We start from the raw sequence: 15,358 nt of genomic DNA on the forward strand, positions 1-15,358 counted from the left end.
GCGACGCCCCCTCGTACGGCACGCGGGGAGCGGTACGCGGGGAGCGGTACGCGGGGAGCGGGGAGGGAGAGGCCGGCTCAGGCCTCTTCCTGAGTCACCGACATCGCCGAACCCACCGAAGAGGCCGGACTCACCGAGGCCGAGCCCACCCCAGCGCCCATCCGGTACGCGTGCCGCGTGACCGCAGGCCGCTCCCACGCCGGTGGACGCAACGTCATCAGGAGGTCGGCGAGGCCGCCGGGGGCCCGCCCGCGCAGCCGGGCCGCCGTGCGGACGGGGTGCCGGTCGGTGCGGGCGACGCGGTGGCCGCTCGCGACGAGCCGGCCCACCAGGTCGCGGTCCTCACCGGTGGGCAGCGCGGCGAAACCGCCCACCCGCCGGTACGCCGCGGCGGTCAGGCCCATGTTCGCGCCGTGGACGTGCGGGTGCTCCCACGCCGTGGCCCTGCCGGTGCGCGGGCGGGTGCGGAAGTAGTCCGCGTCGTGCCGGGCGACGATCAGAGAGCCGGTCCGGGCGGGGGCGAGCCGGATGGTGCCGAGGACGGCGTCGTACCCGCGCCGGGCCCAGGCCATCTGCTGTGTGAGCCAGTCCTCGGGCACGGTCGTGTCGGCATCCGTCATCGCCAGCCACACGCCCTGACCCGCCGGCCGCGCCCACGGTCCCGCAAGCCGCTCCCCCGCTTCCCCGAGCCGCTCCCCCGCCCCCGCCCCCGCGAGCCACTCCATCGCATGCTCCGTGCCGGCCGCGCGGGCGGCACCCACGTTCCGCGCGTCGATCTCGACGACCTCCGCGCCGGCATCCGCGGCCACCGCCGCCGTCGCGTCCGTGCACGCGTCCGCCGCCACCACTATCAGCACGGGGACCGGCGCCGCACGCGCCGCCGCCCGGCGCAGGCTGTGCAGGCAGGCCCCGATGCGGTGCTGCTCGTTGTGTGCGGGGACGACGACGGCCAGGGCCGCCGGGGCCGGAGCCGAGGCAGGGGTGGAGCTCACGCAAGCCCCTCCGCGCGGGCGGGCGAGAGCGCCGGGCCCCCGTCCGGGACATGTGCGTGGACGGTGAGGGTGAAGTCGGGGTCGTCGTAGCGCGCCAGCCGGCTCAGACGTGAGCCCGGGCTCCGCTCCGGACCCGGCAACGCGTCGAGGTGGTCGGCGATCTCCCGCCCCGTACAGGTGTGTTCGGCGACGGGGTGGTTCCAGTGCACCGTGACCAGGTGGCCTCCCGGGACCAGACTCTCCACGCTCCGCCGCAGCAGCCGGGTCCGCGTCGCCTCGTCGAAGTAGTAGAGGAGTTCCGAGAGCACCACGAGGTCGAAGGTCTGCTCGGGCCACTCGTCGGGGACGGTCATGCGTTGTACGTCGACGTGGTCGAGGCCGGCCGTGCGCCGGACGGTGGTCTCGACGGCCGACGGCGCGCGGTCGGTGGACAGCAGGTGGTCGCAGCGGCCGGCCAGCAGCTCGGTCAACACCCCTACCGAGCAGCCCGGTTCGAAGGCGCGCTCGTAGCGGGGGCGGGGCAGCGCCGCGACGGTGAGCTGGTACTTCCGGCGGTCGTACCACCGCTCGTCGAGGTGCCAGGGGTCGGCGGCGCGGGCGTACTGCTCGTCGAAGTAGGTGGCGGGGGTGCTCATCGGATCACCGTCTCGAAGGCGCGGGTGTGGTGGGCGATCTCCTCCGCGGGAAGCACCGGCCCGACCTCGGGGCCGCGGGGCTCCAACTGGCTTGCGAAGCGGGCGAGCGCCGCCTTCTTCCGGCCGAGCGCCGCCTCGGAGAGCGGCAGGACGCCGCAGCGGTGCCACGGCACCCGCGCGTCGTCGGGCCGCGCCCAGTGCCACATCCACACCGGGTACGACCACACCGGGAGCGACGTGCTGCGGCAGGCGCGCAGGGCGGCCCGGCCCGCGGCCTCGTGGTCGCTGTGCAGGTCCGCCGCCCACGGCGCGACGCACACGGCGGCCCCGGCCGCGTCCAGGACCCCGCCGATCACGGTGGCCGCCTCGTACTCGTACGCGTCGAGTTCCGTGTCGGGCAGCGCGGCGAACACCGGCTCGGGTACGGCGGATACGGCGGGAACGGCTGATGCATCGGATACGGCTGATGCGTCGGGCACGGCTGATGTGTCGGGTACGGGGCCGAGTTCGGCGAGCGCCGCCCTCAGTTCGTCCCGCCGCCGGGCGGCCAGTTCGGCTCGGGCGGAGGCCGACGCGGCGCCGTGGGACGCCTCTCCGTCGGTCAGGCACACGGTGTGCACCTCGACACCCGCGGCGAGCAGCGTGGCCATGGTGCCGCCGAAACCCAGCACCTCGTCGTCGGGATGGGCGGCCACGACCACTACGGGCCCGGTCGGCAGCTCCAGCTCCGGCAGTCCTTCGAGCAGCCCCGCGTCCCGCCACTCGGCCTCGGCGGTGCCCCGCGCGTCGATGGCGGCGGCGGCAGCCAACCGCGCACTCGTGCTCGTATGCGTGCCCGTGCTCTCGGGGTGGGCGGTCTGCGGCAGGCTCATCATGCGGCTCCACCTGCCTCGGCCGTGGCCAGCCGCCCGAGTTCCGCGAGGGCCGCCTCGGCGTGGTGCTGGCGTACGTACACCGTCAGATCCGCCACCGCGCGCGCGTGCGCCTCGTCGTGGCACAGCGGCCCGGCGCCCGTGGCACGCCCGACCCGGTCGAGCACCTCCGTGCACACCTTCTCCACGAACGACCGCACCCGCAGGCTCCGCGCCCGCGCCTCGCCGCGCTCGTCGAAGGGGTCGGCGTCGATGTCGTCCCCGGCCTGGCGCAGCAGCGTGTCGGCGGTGTGCAGCAGCAGGTCGACGGCGCCGAGGTGGGCCGCCGCGTGGTCGTTGAGCCGGCCCGCCGCGGCCCGCTCGTACAGCGGCGCGGCGACCGCGTGGGCGCCGCCGAGCCAGCAGGCGGCCACGCCGATGCCGCCGTGCTGGAAGCCGGGCCGGTCAAGGTAGGAGTTCACCTCGCCGACCGCCCGCGCGGGCACGTCCGCGAATGACACGTCGAGGCTGTCGCTGCCGGCCATGCCGACGGCGGGCCACGTGCCGCGCACCGGCGTCACGCCGGGATGCGCCAGGTCCACCGCGAAGAGCCGGTACCCGTCGTCGGCGTCGGCGCTCACCAGGGCGTGTGTGCAGGCGCGGGCGCCGGAGCAGTACGGCTTGACGCCGCTGAGCGTCCACCCCCGCCCGGTGCGCGTCGCCCGGACGCCGGGGCCCGGCGGACGCGCCGCCCACACGCCCCACCGCTCCCCCGGCGCGGGCGCGGAACCCTCCACCTCGTGGAGTATCGCCGCCGCGTCCAGATGTCCCTCGGCGAGCCGTACCAGCGACAGGTCACGTCGTCCGAGCGCCGTGAGAGCGGCGAAGCGGCGAGCCGTGGCCTGGCCTGGGAGCGGTACGCCGGCGGCCTCCCGCTCGACGAACCCCGCGAACAGGTCCGCGGTGCGCCGCTCCGCGCCGCCGAGCGGTTCTCGCTGCTCGACCAGTTCGGGGGACGGGGTGATCACGCGGCCTCCTGCAGATCTTCGACGACACCGACACACGACCTGGTATCCGGAGGCTCTGGCTCAAAACCACCGGTCACTGTGTGTGCGGCGTGGCAGACGGTGTGTGTGTGGGGTCCCATGCGCGGCGGGGCGGGGTACGCGGATGAGGAGGACGTGACCGCGGCGGCCTCCACCGCCCACCCGCACGGGAGCTCCCAGGCTGCGCCCCGCCCGTACGCGTCGCAACCTGGAGACATGTCACCGGACCCGGCCGACGCCCAGGCCCCGATAGTCGTCCACCGCCCGTCCCCGTCGGGCGGGCGGCGGGTGACGGCGCGCGGGCAGATTCTCGGCCTCGCCCACTCCGACCACGACGTCGTGGAGTTCCTGCGCCGGGCCGGGCTGCCGGACGCGGAGGGTCTGCTCGACGATCCCGCGTGGGTGAGGTGGCGAGGGGGCCGCGCCCACCACTACGAGGCGGCCTAGGGCAGGTAATGCCCAGGTCAGCCGCTCGGCGCGGTGGTCCTGAAGCGGGCCCGGTAGGCGGACGGGCTGGTCCCCAGAGCGTGCTGGAACACGCGGCGCATGGTCTCCGAGGAGCCGAGGCCGGACTCCTCGGCCACCTGCTCGACGGTGTCGTCGCCCGCTTCGAGGAGGGCCTGCGCGGCTTCGAGACGTACGGATTCCAGGTACCGCCCCGTCGTCATCCCGGTCTCCCTGCGGAACAGCCTGCCGAGGTGGCGGGCGCTGACGCCGACGTCGCGTGCGAGGGACTCCAGGCTGTGCGGGGCCGCCGGATCCGTGCCGACGCGGTCCATCACCCGGCGCACCACCGGGTGCCCCGCCTCACGCGGTGTCAGCCGGGCGCTGAACTGGGACTGGCCTCCGGGCCGCGCCATGAAGACGACCAGCTCGCGGGCCACGTCCCGCGCGAGGTCGGCGCCGTGGTCGTCCTCGACCAGGCACAGGGCGAGGTCGATGCCCGCGGTGACGCCGGCGGAGGTGATGACGTCGCCGTCCCTGACGAAGATCGGGTCCGTCTCCACGCTCACCTCGGGATACGCGGTCGCCAGCTGCCCGGCGAGCTGCCAGTGCGTGGCGGCGCGCCGCCCGTTGAGGGTGCCCGTCTCGGCCAGGACGAAGGCTCCGGCACACACCGACGTGGTCCGCCGTGCGCGGCCGACGACGTCGGTGACGAGGTCCACCAGGCTCCGGTCGGCGACGGCCCGCCGCCAGTCGCGTCGGCCCGGCACCACCACCGTGCCGAGCCGCGCGGGCAGCGCGTCCGGCGTGGCGTCGACGCCGATGCGCACGCCCGACGAGGTGCGGACGTCGGTGCCGGTCGGCGAGAGGATCCGTACGTCGTAGCGGGCGCCGAAGGCGTTGGCCGTGGTGAAGACCTCGACGGGGCCGGTGACGTCAAGGAGTTGCACGCCGTCGAAGGCGGTCACCACGACCACGTGGGGCGCCGGTGGGCGAGCCGCTACTCGGCCCACGGGGAGTCCAGGATGGTGCGCACGAAGTCCCCGCGCTCGAAACCGGGCACGTAGTGCGCGAGCACATCGGCCTTCACGTTGCCGAACGTGGTCTGCGGCTTGGGCCGCACCCCGTCGGTGAAGGCCGCCAGGATGCGCTTCTTGAAGTCGGGGCGCGGGTGCACGGCGACGACCGCGGCGCGGTCCGCCGCGTCGAGGTCGTGGTAGCCGATGCCGAGGACGTCGTACTCCACGCCCGCGGTCACCAGCGCCACCTCCGGCTCCATGTAGGCCGGGATGCCCGGCGTGGTGTGCAGGGCGATGGCGGTCCAGACCCGTCGGACGCCGTCCTGCGGCACCTGATGCGCCTCCAGGAACCGCCGGGCCTCGTCGGCGCTGTCCACCTCGAAGCGCCGCCCACTGGCGTGGAAGGGCTCGTTCAGGCCGAGGTCGTGGAACATCGCCGCCACGTAGAGGAGTTCGGGATCGAAGCTCAGCTTCTGGCGGGCGCCCTGGAGGCTGCCGAAGAAGTACACGCGGCGCGAGTGGTGGTAGATCAGCTCGTCGGTGCTGTCCCGCACGAGCTCGGTCGCCTCCCGCGCGAGCCTGGAGTCCGGCACCCGCACGCCGGCGGGGGCGGAGGAGTCGTCCGTCATCGTCATCACCTGGTCCCTCGGTCCACCGGTCCCTCCGGCGACACCTCCAGTCTCCGGTGTGCCGGGGCGCCGTGCCATGGCTGTGGGGCCGCATGCCCCACAGATACGGACACGGCCGCCACTGGGTCAGCGTGCCGCGCCGAGCCGCTTCCGCACCGGTGTGCCGGTGCGCGTGCGGTGCGCGAGGCGGGCCGTGCGGGTGGCTACGTCGACCGTGTACGCCTCGACGGTCATCGCCCGCCCGGACACCTTCAGGACCATGAAGCCGTGCTCGGAGAAGTTCTGCCAGGCCGACGGGTGGCCGAAGTGGGCTTTTCCATCACCGGACTTGGCGGCCGCGCCGCACACGATCTGCCGGGTGCCGCCGGTGCGGGCGGTGGGCTCCAGGATCTGCAGGGTGTGGTCGTGCCCGGAGAGGATCAGGTCGGCCTGCCCGCACACCACCTCCTCGTACAGTTCCTTGAGGTGGATGCCGCTGGTGTAGTTCCCGATCACGAAGCCGTCGTACGAACCGGCGCTCCCGTGCTGGCCGTTGTTCAGGTACGGGTGGTGGCCGAGCACGATCTTCCAGCGGGCCCGCGACGCCTTGAGCGCGCCGTCCAGCCAGCTGCGCTGCTCGCGCATGTACGGGCCGTTCCACCAGTAGTGCGGGTCCATCTGGGCGACGTACGAGGCGACGGGGTTGGTGTCGAGCGCGAAGAACTCCACCACCGGGTCGCCGCCGTCGCCCCCGCCGGCCGACAGGGCCACGTTGTAGTAGCGGCTCGGCATGTGCCAGCGGGGTGAGGTGGCGGCGTACGCGACCTCGCGGTCGCCGCGCGAGGGGTCGCCGCCGCTGCCGGGGATGAGGCCGGAGCAGTCGTGGTTGCCGAGGACCATCAACCAGGGGATGTCGAGACCGGAGTTGGGGTCCTCGAACTTGGTGCGGAACTCGGAGTCGTCGGCGGACTCGGGGCCGTTCTCGTAGATGTTGTCGCCGAGGCCGACCGCGAGGCCGATGCCTTCCGCGCGGCACACCTCGCGGGCCGCGGCGGCGACCGCGTGCTGGGCCTCCTCGCCCGTACCGGCGTCACCGGTGAGCAGTACCGCGTACTCCCCGGCCCTGTTCGGCGCCGTCGGCAGCGGGAACTTGCCGGTGCGGGCGGCGGCGGGCGCCGCCGCGGCCGGTGACCCGCCCGGCAGGACGGTCAGCGCGGCCGCCCCCGCCACCACACCGCCGAGGACGGCCCGGCGGCCCGGCGCCCGCAGCTGCCTGACCCGCTCCCCCACCGGCCCTTCGGCCAGGTCCGGGTCGGCCGTCAGCCACTGATCCTCCGTCAGATCCGCGCTCGGCGGTATCAACTCGTCGTCGCACATGGAGGGTTTCTCTCACGGGAGCGCGTGCCGATGGTGGGGAACCGATGAACTCCTGGTGGACGAATGGACACGGATCGAGCCCCGCGCCCGCGGTCCTCAGGCCGCCTCCACGACCTCGGGACCGTCCGACGGCTCGGTGCCCTTGGCGAACTGGGTGCGGTACAGCTCCGCGTACCGGCCGTCCAGGGCGAGGAGTTCCTCGTGGGTGCCGCGTTCCACGATCTGTCCCGCCTCGACGACGAGGATCTGGTCGGCGGAGCGCACCGTGGAGAGCCGGTGGGCGATCACCACGGCGGTGCGGCCCTCCAGGGCCTCGCTCAGCGCCTCCTGGACGGCGGCCTCCGAGGTGTTGTCGAGGTGGGCCGTGGCCTCGTCGAGGATGACGACCCGCTGACCGGCCAGGAGCAGCCGCGCGATGGTCATGCGCTGGCGTTCGCCGCCGGAGAGGCGGTAGCCGCGCTCGCCGACCACCGTGTCGAGGCCGTCGGGCAGGGAGCGTACGAGGTCTTCGAGGCGAGCGCGCCGCAGCACGTCCCAGAGCGCGTCCTCGCTCGCGCCGGGCCGGGCGAGGAGCAGGTTGGCGCGGACGGACTCGTGGAAGAGGTGGCCGTCCTGCGTCACCATGCCGAGGGTGGCCCGCATGGACTCGGCGGACAGGTCCCGCACGTCGACGCCGCCGATGCGGACGGCTCCCTCATCGGTGTCGTACAGGCGCGGAAGGAGTTGCGCGATGGTCGACTTGCCCGCCCCGGAAGAGCCGACGAGGGCGATGGTCTGGCCGGGTTCGGCGCGGAAGGACACGCCGTGCAGCACCTCGTCGCCGCCGCGGGTGTCGAGGGTGGCGACCTCTTCGAGGGAGGCGAGGGAGACCTTGTCGGCGGAGGGGTAGGCGAACCGCACATCGTCGAACTCGACCGCCACGGGACCCTCGGGCACCGGCACCGCCTCGTCCTTCTCCTCGATGAGCGGCTTCAGGTCGAGCACCTCGAAGACCCGCTCGAAGCTGACGAGGGCGCTCATGACCTCGACGCGGGCGCCGGCCAGTGAGGTCAGCGGCGCGTACAGGCGGGTGAGCAGCAGTGCGAGGGAGACGACGGCGCCCGCCTTGAGGGAGCCCTCAAGGGCGAAGTAGCCGCCCAGGCCGTAGACGAGGGCCAGCGCGAGGGCCGACACGAGCGTGAGGGCGGTGATGAAGGCGGACTGCGACATGGCGGTGCGTACGCCGATGTCCCGCACCCGGTGGGCGCGCTCGGCGAACTCCGCGGACTCGTCGCCCGGCCGGCCGAAGAGCTTGATGAGGGTGGCGCCGGGCGCCGAGAAGCGCTCGGTCATCCGCGTGCCCATGGCGGCGTTGTGGTGGGCGGCCTCGCGCTGGAGCCGGGCCATGCGGGAGCCCATCCGGCGGGCCGGCACGACGAAGACGGGCAGCAGGACCAGCGCGAGAAGCGTGATCTGCCAGGAGAGCGTCATCATGACGACGAGGGTCAGGAGCAGGGTGACGACGTTCCCGACGACTCCGGACAGCGTGTTGCTGAACGCCCGCTGGGCGCCGACCACGTCGTTGTTGAGGCGGCTGACCAGGGCGCCCGTGCGGGTGCGGGTGAAGAAGGCGACGGGCATGCGCTGGACGTGGTCGAACACGGCGGTCCGCAGGTCGAGGATGAGCCCTTCGCCGAGGTTCGCCGACAGCCAGCGGCTGAGCAGTCCGAGCCCGGCCTCGGCGAGGGCGATGCCCGCGATGAGGAGGGCGTACCGTACGACGACCGAGGAGTCGTCGCCCGAGACGATGGCGGTGACGACGTATCCGGCGAGGACCGGGGTCGCCACGGCGAGCAGTGCGGTGACGATGCTGAGCAGCACGAACTGCCAGATGCGTCGGCGGTGGGGCCGTGCGAAGACGGCGATGCGGCGCAGTGTGGCGCGGGCGAAGGGGCGGCGGTCCTGCTGGGCATGCATGACGCTGTACATCTGCGTCCATGCCGTCGTTTCCATGCTCATGCGGAAAACGTTAGAACCTCAACTAAACTTGAGGTCAAGCCCCGGCGGGTATTTCACCCGCCGGAACCGCCGTCCTCACCCCGGGGTGTCAGCGACCGGACAGGCCGGTGCCTGCCCGGCGGGCGACCCTAGCCGAGTTCGAGCGAGGTGACGCCGAAGACGCGCTCGTGCGCGTACTCCCTGATCGGTCCGGTGTACATGCGGGCCGTGTCGAAGGTGGGCTTCATGCCGCGCGCCTCGGCGAGCGCCACCGCCTCCGGGTTGGTGCCGGGCACGTCCATCGCGACGGGCTCGCCGTCCGCCTCCGCGGCCAGTGCGTCGAGGAGCGCCTCGGCGTCGGCGCGGGTGTCCGCGAACAGCGGCCCGACCCGCCGGGCATCGCGGCCGGGCCTGAGCACCCCGTATCCGGTGAGCCTGCCGTCGACGATACGGGCGAGGGAGCGGTGGCCCGGGGCGGTCAGCCAGGACTGGAGGAAGCGCGGCCGGTCCGCGGGCAGGCACGCGCCGTCGTACGCGACGAGCGCCCGCAGGCCCGCCGCCTCCACGGGGCGCACCTGCCGGTCGGGCTCGTCGACGACGGGGAGCGTGCCGATGTACCGCTGTGTCCCGTGCTTCCACGCGAAACCGGAGCGGCGGTAGTTGTCCTGCTGGGCCGGGACGCCGTCCAGTCCCACGGTCCGGGCCCCCGCGTGCGCGAGCCCCGCCCGCCAGGTGGCGAGGCCGTGGCCGCGGCCGCGCAGGTCGGGGCGGACGAGGTAGCAGCCGAGAAAGGCGTACGCGTCCCCGTAGTTGACCACGGAGATCGCGGAGACCGGTTCGCCGTCGACGCGCCCCAGGAAGAACCCGTCCGGGTCCTGCGCGAAGAACGAGGGGGTGTCGGTGAGGCCGGGGTTCCAGCCCTCGTCCGCCGCCCAGCCCGTCACCACCCGCCAGTCGTCGGGCGTGGCCCGTGCGATCGTGAGCCGCCCGGCGGCCGAATCCGTCATCGCTGCACCCTTCTCGATCCGACGGGGCGCGGCGTGGACCACCGCGCCCCGCTGCATCCTGCCCGGACCCGCGTCAGCCGATGCTCGCCACATGACGCTCGCGCGCGGCGCCGAACCCGGCCACGACCTGCGGCACCAGCAGGACGAGCAGGAGGATGAGCGGCACCGTCCAGCTGTGCGAGACGTCGTGGACGGCGCCGAGCAGGGTCGGCCCGGTGGCGGCCAGGATGTAGCCGAAGCACTGGGCCATGCTGGAGAGTTGCGCCGCGTGCCGGGCGTCGGGGGCCCGCTGCACGATGAACAGGAGCGCCAGGCTGATGGCCGCGCCCTGGCCGAGGCCGAGCAGCGTCATCCACAGGTAGGCGCCGCCGACGGGCGCGGCGAGCAGTCCGCCGAAGCCGAGGGCGCAGAGTACGGCGCCGAGCGCGGCCAGTATGCCCGGGCGCAGCCTCCGGCCCACGACGACCGGGGCGAGGAAGGAGCCCGCGATGCCGAGCAGCGAGGAGAAGGAGAGCATCCAGCCGGCGTCACCGGCGGCCATCCCCGCGTCCTGGAACACCGTCGGCAACCAGGCGGCCGCAGCGTAGTAGTTGAGGGACTGCAGGCCCATGTACGCGGTGACCTGCCAGGCCAGCGGGGAGCGCCAGAGGCCTCGTACGGGATGGGCGGCCTGCCGGGCCGCCGCCGCGCTCACCCGCGTAGGGGAGCGCAGCTGCGGCAGCCACACGATCAGCGCCACGACCGCGAGGGCACCCCAACACGCCAGGGTGGTACGCCAGTTCATGCCGCTCGCCTGCTGTACCGGCAGGGTGACGCCGGCCGCGAGGGCGGCGCCGCCGAACAGCGACATCGAGTAGAGGCCGGTCATCAGGCCGGCCTTCGCGGGGAAGTCGCGCTTGATCAGGCCGGGGAGCAGGACGTTGGCGACGGCGATGCCGGCGCCGATGACGACGGTGCCCGCGAAGAGCGCGACGACCGAGTCGAGCAGGCGCAGGGCGGTGCCCGCGCAGATCAGCGCCATGGTGCCGAGCAACGAGCGTTCCATGCCGAAGCGGCGGCCGAGCCGTGGCGCGAGCGGCGCGAGCAGGCCGAAGCAGAGCAGCGGGAGCGCGGTGAGGAGGCTGGTCGCGGCGGCCGACATGCCGCTGTCGTCGCGGATGGTGTCGGCGAGCGGGGAGACGGCGACGAGGGCGGGGCGGAGGTTGAGCGCCAGCAGGACGACGCCGAGGGCGAGGTAGAGGGCGCGGCGCCCGGCCGGCAGGGAGGAGGGGGCCGGGGGTGCGCCGGGCCCGGCAGGCGTGTGCTCCGGGGCTGCGCCGGTCTCCGCGGCCACGTCGGCCTCCGTGCCCACGCCGACCTCCGCCGACACACCCGCCGAGGCCGCGTCGGCCTCGGCGGAGGAACGCGCCGGGCCCGCACCGGTCGCCGTGGCGTCGCCGGGTGCGGGCCCGCCGGTGGCCGGTGCTGCTGTGTCACTCATGTACTGCTCCTGCTCCTGCTTCTGCTTCGCGTGCTGCTGGTCACTCATGTGCGGGGTCACTCACGTGCGGCGTCGGCTGCGCGGGGGGCCGCGCCCGCCGCGTCCGGGTCGTCGTCGAGGGCTTCGCCGGGGCCGTCCAGCGGCTGCTCGCGCAGCGCGGCCATGCCCTCGGAGATGTGGGCGAGCACCGCGGCCTCGGCGGCCCCGGCGTCCCGCGCCTCGATGGCGTCGACGATCGCCTTGTGCCCGGCGAGCTGGTGGCGGACGGAGTCGGGGACGGGCGCCCCCATGACGGACTGCACGGTGGAGCGCAGGGCGTCGCTGAGGTGTCCGTACAGCTCGGCGAGGACGGTGTTGTGCGCCGCCTCCGCGACGGTGCGGTGGAAGGCCATGTCCGCGTCGACGAACGCCGCGGTGTTGCCGCTCTCCCAGGCCAGGGTGCGCTCCTCCAGCGCGGCCCGCAGCGTGGCGAGGTCCTCGTCCGTACGGCGCTCCGCGGCGTACCGGGCGGCGTCGCGCTCCAGGCCCGCGCGCACCTCGTACGCCTCCAGGACCCCCGCCCTGCGCATCCTGCGCTGGACCGCGGCGCCGAAGTCGCTGTTGGCGCGCACATAGGTGCCGTCGCCCTGGCGGGGTTCGAGCATGCCGGTGTGCACGAGGGCGCGGACCGCCTCGCGCACGGTGTTGCGGCCCACGGCGAGCTGCTGCACGAGCAGGGGTTCGGCCGGGATCTTCTCGCCGACCCGCCACTCGCCGTCGGCGATGAGGCTCTCCATCTGGACGATGACGAGGTCGACGAGGTTGGTCCTGGCGGCGCTGCGCAACGGCATCGGTCGGCCCACCTTCTCTCCGGGACGCCCTGCCGGGACGCCACACCTGGGAACATCCCATGTATACGAGACATGGGAACATCCCATGTTTCGACTGTCAAACGACGTGGACACCGGCGCGGGCGAGGCACGAACGAGGACAACAAGGGCCGCCCACCTGTCGCGCCGCAGGTTTTACCCGCACCTCCTGGTCTAGACCTTGACAGGTTCAGACCATTTCGCTTGAGTCGCGGCACCCCCATGGCGGCGCGGGCCCCAAACCGCCCTGCCCGTAAGGAGAGTTGGCATGATCCGACGCATCACCGGCTTCGCGGCCGCGCTCGCCGCGCTCGGCGCGACGATCGTCCTCGGTCCGGCCGCCACCTCGGCCTCCGCCGCCGAGTGCGCGGCCCCGTGGAACTCCTCGTCCGTCTACACCGGCGGCAAGGCGGCCTCGTACAACGGGCACAACTGGACCGCCAAGTGGTGGACCCAGAACGAGACTCCGGGCCGCGCCGACGTCTGGGCGGACCAGGGCACCTGCGGCGGCGGCACGAACCCGGGCGACCCCGACCCGTCCGGCTTCGTCGTCAGCGAGGCCCAGTTCAACCAGATGTTCCCGAACCGGAACTCGTTCTACACGTACCAGGGCCTGACCGACGCGCTCAAGGCGTACCCGGCCTTCGCCAACACCGGCAGCGACACGGTCCGGCGCCAGGAGGCGGCGGCGTTCCTCGCCAACGTCAGCCACGAGACGGGCGGCCTGGTATACGTGGTCGAGCAGAACCAGAGCAACTACCCGCACTACTGCGACCAGTCCCAGCCCTACGGGTGTCCGGCGGGCCAGGCCGCCTATTACGGGCGCGGACCGATCCAGCTCAGCTGGAACTTCAACTACAAGGCCGCGGGCGACGCCCTCGGCATCGATCTGCTCCACAACCCCTACCTGGTGGAGCAGAACGCCTCCATCGCCTGGCAGACGGGCCTCTGGTACTGGAACACCCAGAGCGGCCCCGGCACCATGACCCCGCACAACGCCATGGTGAACGGCGCCGGTTTCGGTGAGACCATCCGCGCCATCAACGGCACCCTGGAGTGCAACGGCGGCAACCCCTCACAGGTCCAGAGCCGCATCGACCGCTACAAGGCCTTCACCCAGATCCTCGGCACCACCCCGGGCTCGAACCTCAGCTGCTGAGCTCCGCCGACAACTGCTGAGCCCCGCCGACGACGGGACCCGCCGTGCGGCCTTCTCGGGACGAGGCCGCCGGCTCCCCGCATGCCGCCTCGTGCGGGTCGGCCTACGCTGAAATGCCCCGGCACGTATCGCGTAGAGCCTCGGTGCCCCGGCGCTCGGGAGGTGCCGTACGTCACCCTCCCGCCGCGCGGCAAGATGCGGGCACCGAGGCCCCCGAGGAGGAACCGCATGCCCATCGCCACGGTCGACCCGGCCACCGGTGAGACCCTCGAGACCTTCGAGCCGCTCACGCCCGACGAGATCAAGGAGCGTCTGGCGGCCGCCGACGCCGCGTACGCGCACCACCGCACCACCGACTTCGCCGAGCGCGCCCGGCTGCTCGACCGCGCCGCCGACCTGCTCGAAGAGGACATCCCGGCCATCGCGCGCACCATGACGACGGAGATGGGCAAGCCGGTCAAGGCCGCGAGGGCCGAGGCGGCGAAGTGCGTCAAGAGCATGCGCTGGTACGCGCGGCACGCCGAGTCGCTGCTCGCGGACGAACACCCCGCGCGGGAGGACGTGGCCGACTCGGGCGCTTCACGGGCCGTCGTCCGCTACCGCCCGCTCGGCGTCGTCCTCGCCGTGATGCCGTGGAACTTCCCGCTCTGGCAGGTCGTCCGCTTCGCCGCGCCCGCGCTGATGGCCGGCAACGTCGCCCTGCTCAAGCACGCGTCGAACGTGCCCCGCACCGCCCTCTACCTCCAGGACCTCTTCACCCGCGCCGGCTACCCGGAGGGCTGCTTCCAGACGCTCCTGATCGGCTCGGGCGCGGTCGAGGACATCCTGCGCGACCGGCGGGTGGCCGCGGCGACGCTCACCGGCAGCGAGCCGGCCGGACGCGCGGTCGCCTCCGTCGCGGGCGACGAGATCAAGAAGACCGTCCTGGAACTGGGCGGCAGCGACCCGTACATCGTGCTGCCGAGCGCCGACGTCGAGCGCGCGGCCGCGACCGCGGTGACGGCCCGCGTGCAGAACAACGGCCAGTCCTGCATCGCCGCCAAGCGCTTCATCGTGCACGCCGACGTCTACGACGCCTTCCGCGACCGGTTCGTCGCCGGCATGCGGGAGTTGACCGTCGGCGACCCGATGGACGAGGACACCGACGTGGGCCCGCTCTCCAGCGAGCAGGGCCGCGCCGACCTGGAGGAGCTCGTCGAGGACGCGCTGAACAAGGGCGCCACCGCGCTGTGCGGCGGCGAACGCCCGAAGGGACAGGAGCGGGGCTGGTACTACGCCCCGACCGTCCTCGCGGACATCACCCCGCGGATGCGGATCCACCAGGAGGAGACGTTCGGTCCGGTGGCCACGCTCTACCGCGTCGCGGATCTGGACGAGGCGGTGGAGCTGGCCAACGACACGCCGTTCGGCCTGAGTTCGAACGTGTGGACCCGTGACGACGCCGAGGTCGAGAGGTGTGTACGCAACCTGGAGGCGGGCGGCATCTTCTTCAACGGCATGACCGCCTCCCACCCCGGCCTGCCCTTCGGCGGCGTCAAGCGGTCCGGCTACGGACGGGAGCTCTCGGGCCACGGCATCCGGGAGTTCTGCAACGCCACGACCGTCTGGCACGGCGCTCAGCAGGGGTGAGCAGGAGAGGTGACCAGGAGGCTCCGTCCGTCACGCGGTCAGCACGGAGTCGTCCATGGTCCTCGCGCCCGGCAGCCGGTGGCCCGCCGCGACGACGGCCGCGTCGACGTCGCTGGTGCCGGTCGCGAGGCACAGGCTGTACGCCACGTCCTCGTACGCCTGGCGGCTCTCGGCACTTCCCTGGTCGGCGCGGAGCAGGGCCAGGGTCTTGTAGCGCTCCAGCAGGTCTTCCAGGACGACGGGGTGCGCCAGCAGCATGGGGGGCTTCCTCCGGATCGGATGCGAT

The 15,358-nt window shown here is 73.3% G+C and carries 15 protein-coding genes; 3 read left to right on the top strand and 12 right to left on the bottom strand.

Features of this window, described 5'->3' with window-relative positions; all coding sequences use genetic code 11:
• Nucleotides 1-77 precede the first annotated feature (77 nt).
• The 4 genes from ACFYO9_RS07640 to ACFYO9_RS07655 are packed head-to-tail and all read right to left on the bottom strand — an operon-like array spanning nucleotide 78 to nucleotide 3,503.
• The gene (locus ACFYO9_RS07640) at nucleotides 78-992 is read right to left on the bottom strand and encodes a glycosyltransferase (RefSeq protein WP_358774254.1); all 915 of its coding nucleotides are present in this window, start codon (nucleotides 990-992) and stop codon (nucleotides 78-80) included.
• Nucleotides 989-1,627 carry an SAM-dependent methyltransferase gene (locus ACFYO9_RS07645; RefSeq protein WP_358774252.1) on the bottom strand — a complete coding sequence of 213 codons (639 nt, stop codon included), beginning with the start codon at nucleotides 1,625-1,627 and terminating at the stop codon, nucleotides 989-991. The genes ACFYO9_RS07640 and ACFYO9_RS07645 overlap by 4 nt, the downstream gene beginning before the upstream one ends.
• Nucleotides 1,624-2,502: a PIG-L family deacetylase gene (locus ACFYO9_RS07650; RefSeq protein ID WP_358774250.1), complete on the bottom strand. Its 879-nt coding sequence runs from the start codon at nucleotides 2,500-2,502 to the stop codon at nucleotides 1,624-1,626. Before ACFYO9_RS07650 ends, ACFYO9_RS07645 begins: the two co-directional genes overlap by 4 nt.
• Nucleotides 2,499-3,503, bottom strand: a complete 1,005-nt coding sequence (locus ACFYO9_RS07655; RefSeq protein WP_358774535.1) for an acyl-CoA dehydrogenase family protein — start codon at nucleotides 3,501-3,503, stop codon at nucleotides 2,499-2,501. The genes ACFYO9_RS07650 and ACFYO9_RS07655 overlap by 4 nt, the downstream gene beginning before the upstream one ends.
• 237 nt (nucleotides 3,504-3,740) lie before the next feature.
• Here ACFYO9_RS07655 and ACFYO9_RS07660 point away from each other — a divergent pair, with 237 nt between their 5' ends.
• The gene (locus ACFYO9_RS07660) at nucleotides 3,741-3,971 is read left to right on the top strand and encodes a hypothetical protein (protein ID WP_355806488.1); all 231 of its coding nucleotides are present in this window, start codon (nucleotides 3,741-3,743) and stop codon (nucleotides 3,969-3,971) included.
• Between the two features lie 17 nt (nucleotides 3,972-3,988).
• On the opposite strand, the gene ACFYO9_RS07665 is transcribed toward ACFYO9_RS07660, so the two are convergent.
• The 7 genes from ACFYO9_RS07665 to ACFYO9_RS07695 form a co-directional block, all read right to left on the bottom strand.
• Entirely contained in the window at nucleotides 3,989-4,945 is a 957-nt protein-coding gene (locus tag ACFYO9_RS07665) for a GlxA family transcriptional regulator (RefSeq protein ID WP_388666070.1), read from the bottom strand.
• A gap of 23 nt (nucleotides 4,946-4,968) precedes the next feature.
• A complete protein-coding gene (locus ACFYO9_RS07670; RefSeq protein ID WP_358774248.1) occupies nucleotides 4,969-5,616 on the bottom strand; it encodes an HD domain-containing protein in 648 nt (215 codons plus the stop codon).
• Between the two features lie 126 nt (nucleotides 5,617-5,742).
• Entirely contained in the window at nucleotides 5,743-6,972 is a 1,230-nt protein-coding gene (locus tag ACFYO9_RS07675; protein ID WP_358774246.1) for a metallophosphoesterase, read from the bottom strand.
• Between the two features lie 96 nt (nucleotides 6,973-7,068).
• Nucleotides 7,069-8,970, bottom strand: coding sequence for an ABC transporter ATP-binding protein (locus ACFYO9_RS07680; RefSeq protein ID WP_358774244.1), 1,902 nt, complete (start codon nucleotides 8,968-8,970; stop codon nucleotides 7,069-7,071).
• Nucleotides 8,971-9,098: 128 nt separating this feature from the next.
• A complete protein-coding gene (locus tag ACFYO9_RS07685) occupies nucleotides 9,099-9,956 on the bottom strand; it encodes a GNAT family N-acetyltransferase (RefSeq protein ID WP_358774242.1) in 858 nt (285 codons plus the stop codon).
• Between the two features lie 73 nt (nucleotides 9,957-10,029).
• On the bottom strand, nucleotides 10,030-11,484 hold the full coding sequence (locus ACFYO9_RS07690; RefSeq protein ID WP_358774240.1) for an MFS transporter: 1,455 nt from the start codon (nucleotides 11,482-11,484) through the stop codon (nucleotides 10,030-10,032).
• Between the two features lie 8 nt (nucleotides 11,485-11,492).
• Nucleotides 11,493-12,266, bottom strand: a complete 774-nt coding sequence (locus ACFYO9_RS07695) for a FadR/GntR family transcriptional regulator (protein WP_358774238.1) — start codon at nucleotides 12,264-12,266, stop codon at nucleotides 11,493-11,495.
• A 286-nt stretch (nucleotides 12,267-12,552) separates the two neighbouring features.
• Between ACFYO9_RS07695 and ACFYO9_RS07700 the strand changes: the two genes are divergently transcribed.
• Entirely contained in the window at nucleotides 12,553-13,443 is an 891-nt protein-coding gene (locus tag ACFYO9_RS07700; RefSeq protein ID WP_358774236.1) for a glycoside hydrolase family 19 protein, read from the top strand.
• Between the two features lie 228 nt (nucleotides 13,444-13,671).
• Nucleotides 13,672-15,072 (top strand): NADP-dependent succinic semialdehyde dehydrogenase, encoded by a 1,401-nt coding sequence (locus ACFYO9_RS07705; protein ID WP_358774234.1) that lies wholly within the window; start codon nucleotides 13,672-13,674, stop codon nucleotides 15,070-15,072.
• Between the two features lie 30 nt (nucleotides 15,073-15,102).
• Here the strand turns inward: ACFYO9_RS07705 and ACFYO9_RS07710 are convergent, their stop codons facing one another.
• A complete protein-coding gene (locus tag ACFYO9_RS07710) occupies nucleotides 15,103-15,330 on the bottom strand; it encodes a DUF5133 domain-containing protein (protein ID WP_358774232.1) in 228 nt (75 codons plus the stop codon).
• Between the last annotated feature and the right edge of the window lie 28 nt (nucleotides 15,331-15,358).

The organism is Streptomyces sp. NPDC005863 (assembly GCF_042871345.1).
Classification (GTDB): Bacteria; Actinomycetota; Actinomycetes; order Streptomycetales; family Streptomycetaceae; genus Streptomyces.

Excerpts from the sequence above, each read along its gene's own strand:
- ACFYO9_RS07695 (WP_358774238.1), bottom strand. The coding sequence starts at position 12,266 with ATGCCGTTGCGCAGCGCCGCCAGGACCAACCTCGTCGACCTCGTCATC.
- ACFYO9_RS07705 (WP_358774234.1), top strand. The coding sequence starts at position 13,672 with ATGCCCATCGCCACGGTCGACCCGGCCACCGGTGAGACCCTCGAGACC.
- ACFYO9_RS07650 (WP_358774250.1), bottom strand. The coding sequence starts at position 2,502 with ATGATGAGCCTGCCGCAGACCGCCCACCCCGAGAGCACGGGCACGCAT.
- ACFYO9_RS07670 (WP_358774248.1), bottom strand. The coding sequence starts at position 5,616 with ATGACGGACGACTCCTCCGCCCCCGCCGGCGTGCGGGTGCCGGACTCC.
- ACFYO9_RS07700 (WP_358774236.1), top strand. The coding sequence starts at position 12,553 with ATGATCCGACGCATCACCGGCTTCGCGGCCGCGCTCGCCGCGCTCGGC.
- ACFYO9_RS07675 (WP_358774246.1), bottom strand. The coding sequence starts at position 6,972 with ATGTGCGACGACGAGTTGATACCGCCGAGCGCGGATCTGACGGAGGAT.
- ACFYO9_RS07710 (WP_358774232.1), bottom strand. The coding sequence starts at position 15,330 with ATGCTGCTGGCGCACCCCGTCGTCCTGGAAGACCTGCTGGAGCGCTAC.
- ACFYO9_RS07680 (WP_358774244.1), bottom strand. The coding sequence starts at position 8,970 with ATGAGCATGGAAACGACGGCATGGACGCAGATGTACAGCGTCATGCAT.
- ACFYO9_RS07660 (WP_355806488.1), top strand. The coding sequence starts at position 3,741 with ATGTCACCGGACCCGGCCGACGCCCAGGCCCCGATAGTCGTCCACCGC.
- ACFYO9_RS07690 (WP_358774240.1), bottom strand. The coding sequence starts at position 11,484 with ATGAGTGACCAGCAGCACGCGAAGCAGAAGCAGGAGCAGGAGCAGTAC.
- ACFYO9_RS07685 (WP_358774242.1), bottom strand. The coding sequence starts at position 9,956 with ATGACGGATTCGGCCGCCGGGCGGCTCACGATCGCACGGGCCACGCCC.
- ACFYO9_RS07645 (WP_358774252.1), bottom strand. The coding sequence starts at position 1,627 with ATGAGCACCCCCGCCACCTACTTCGACGAGCAGTACGCCCGCGCCGCC.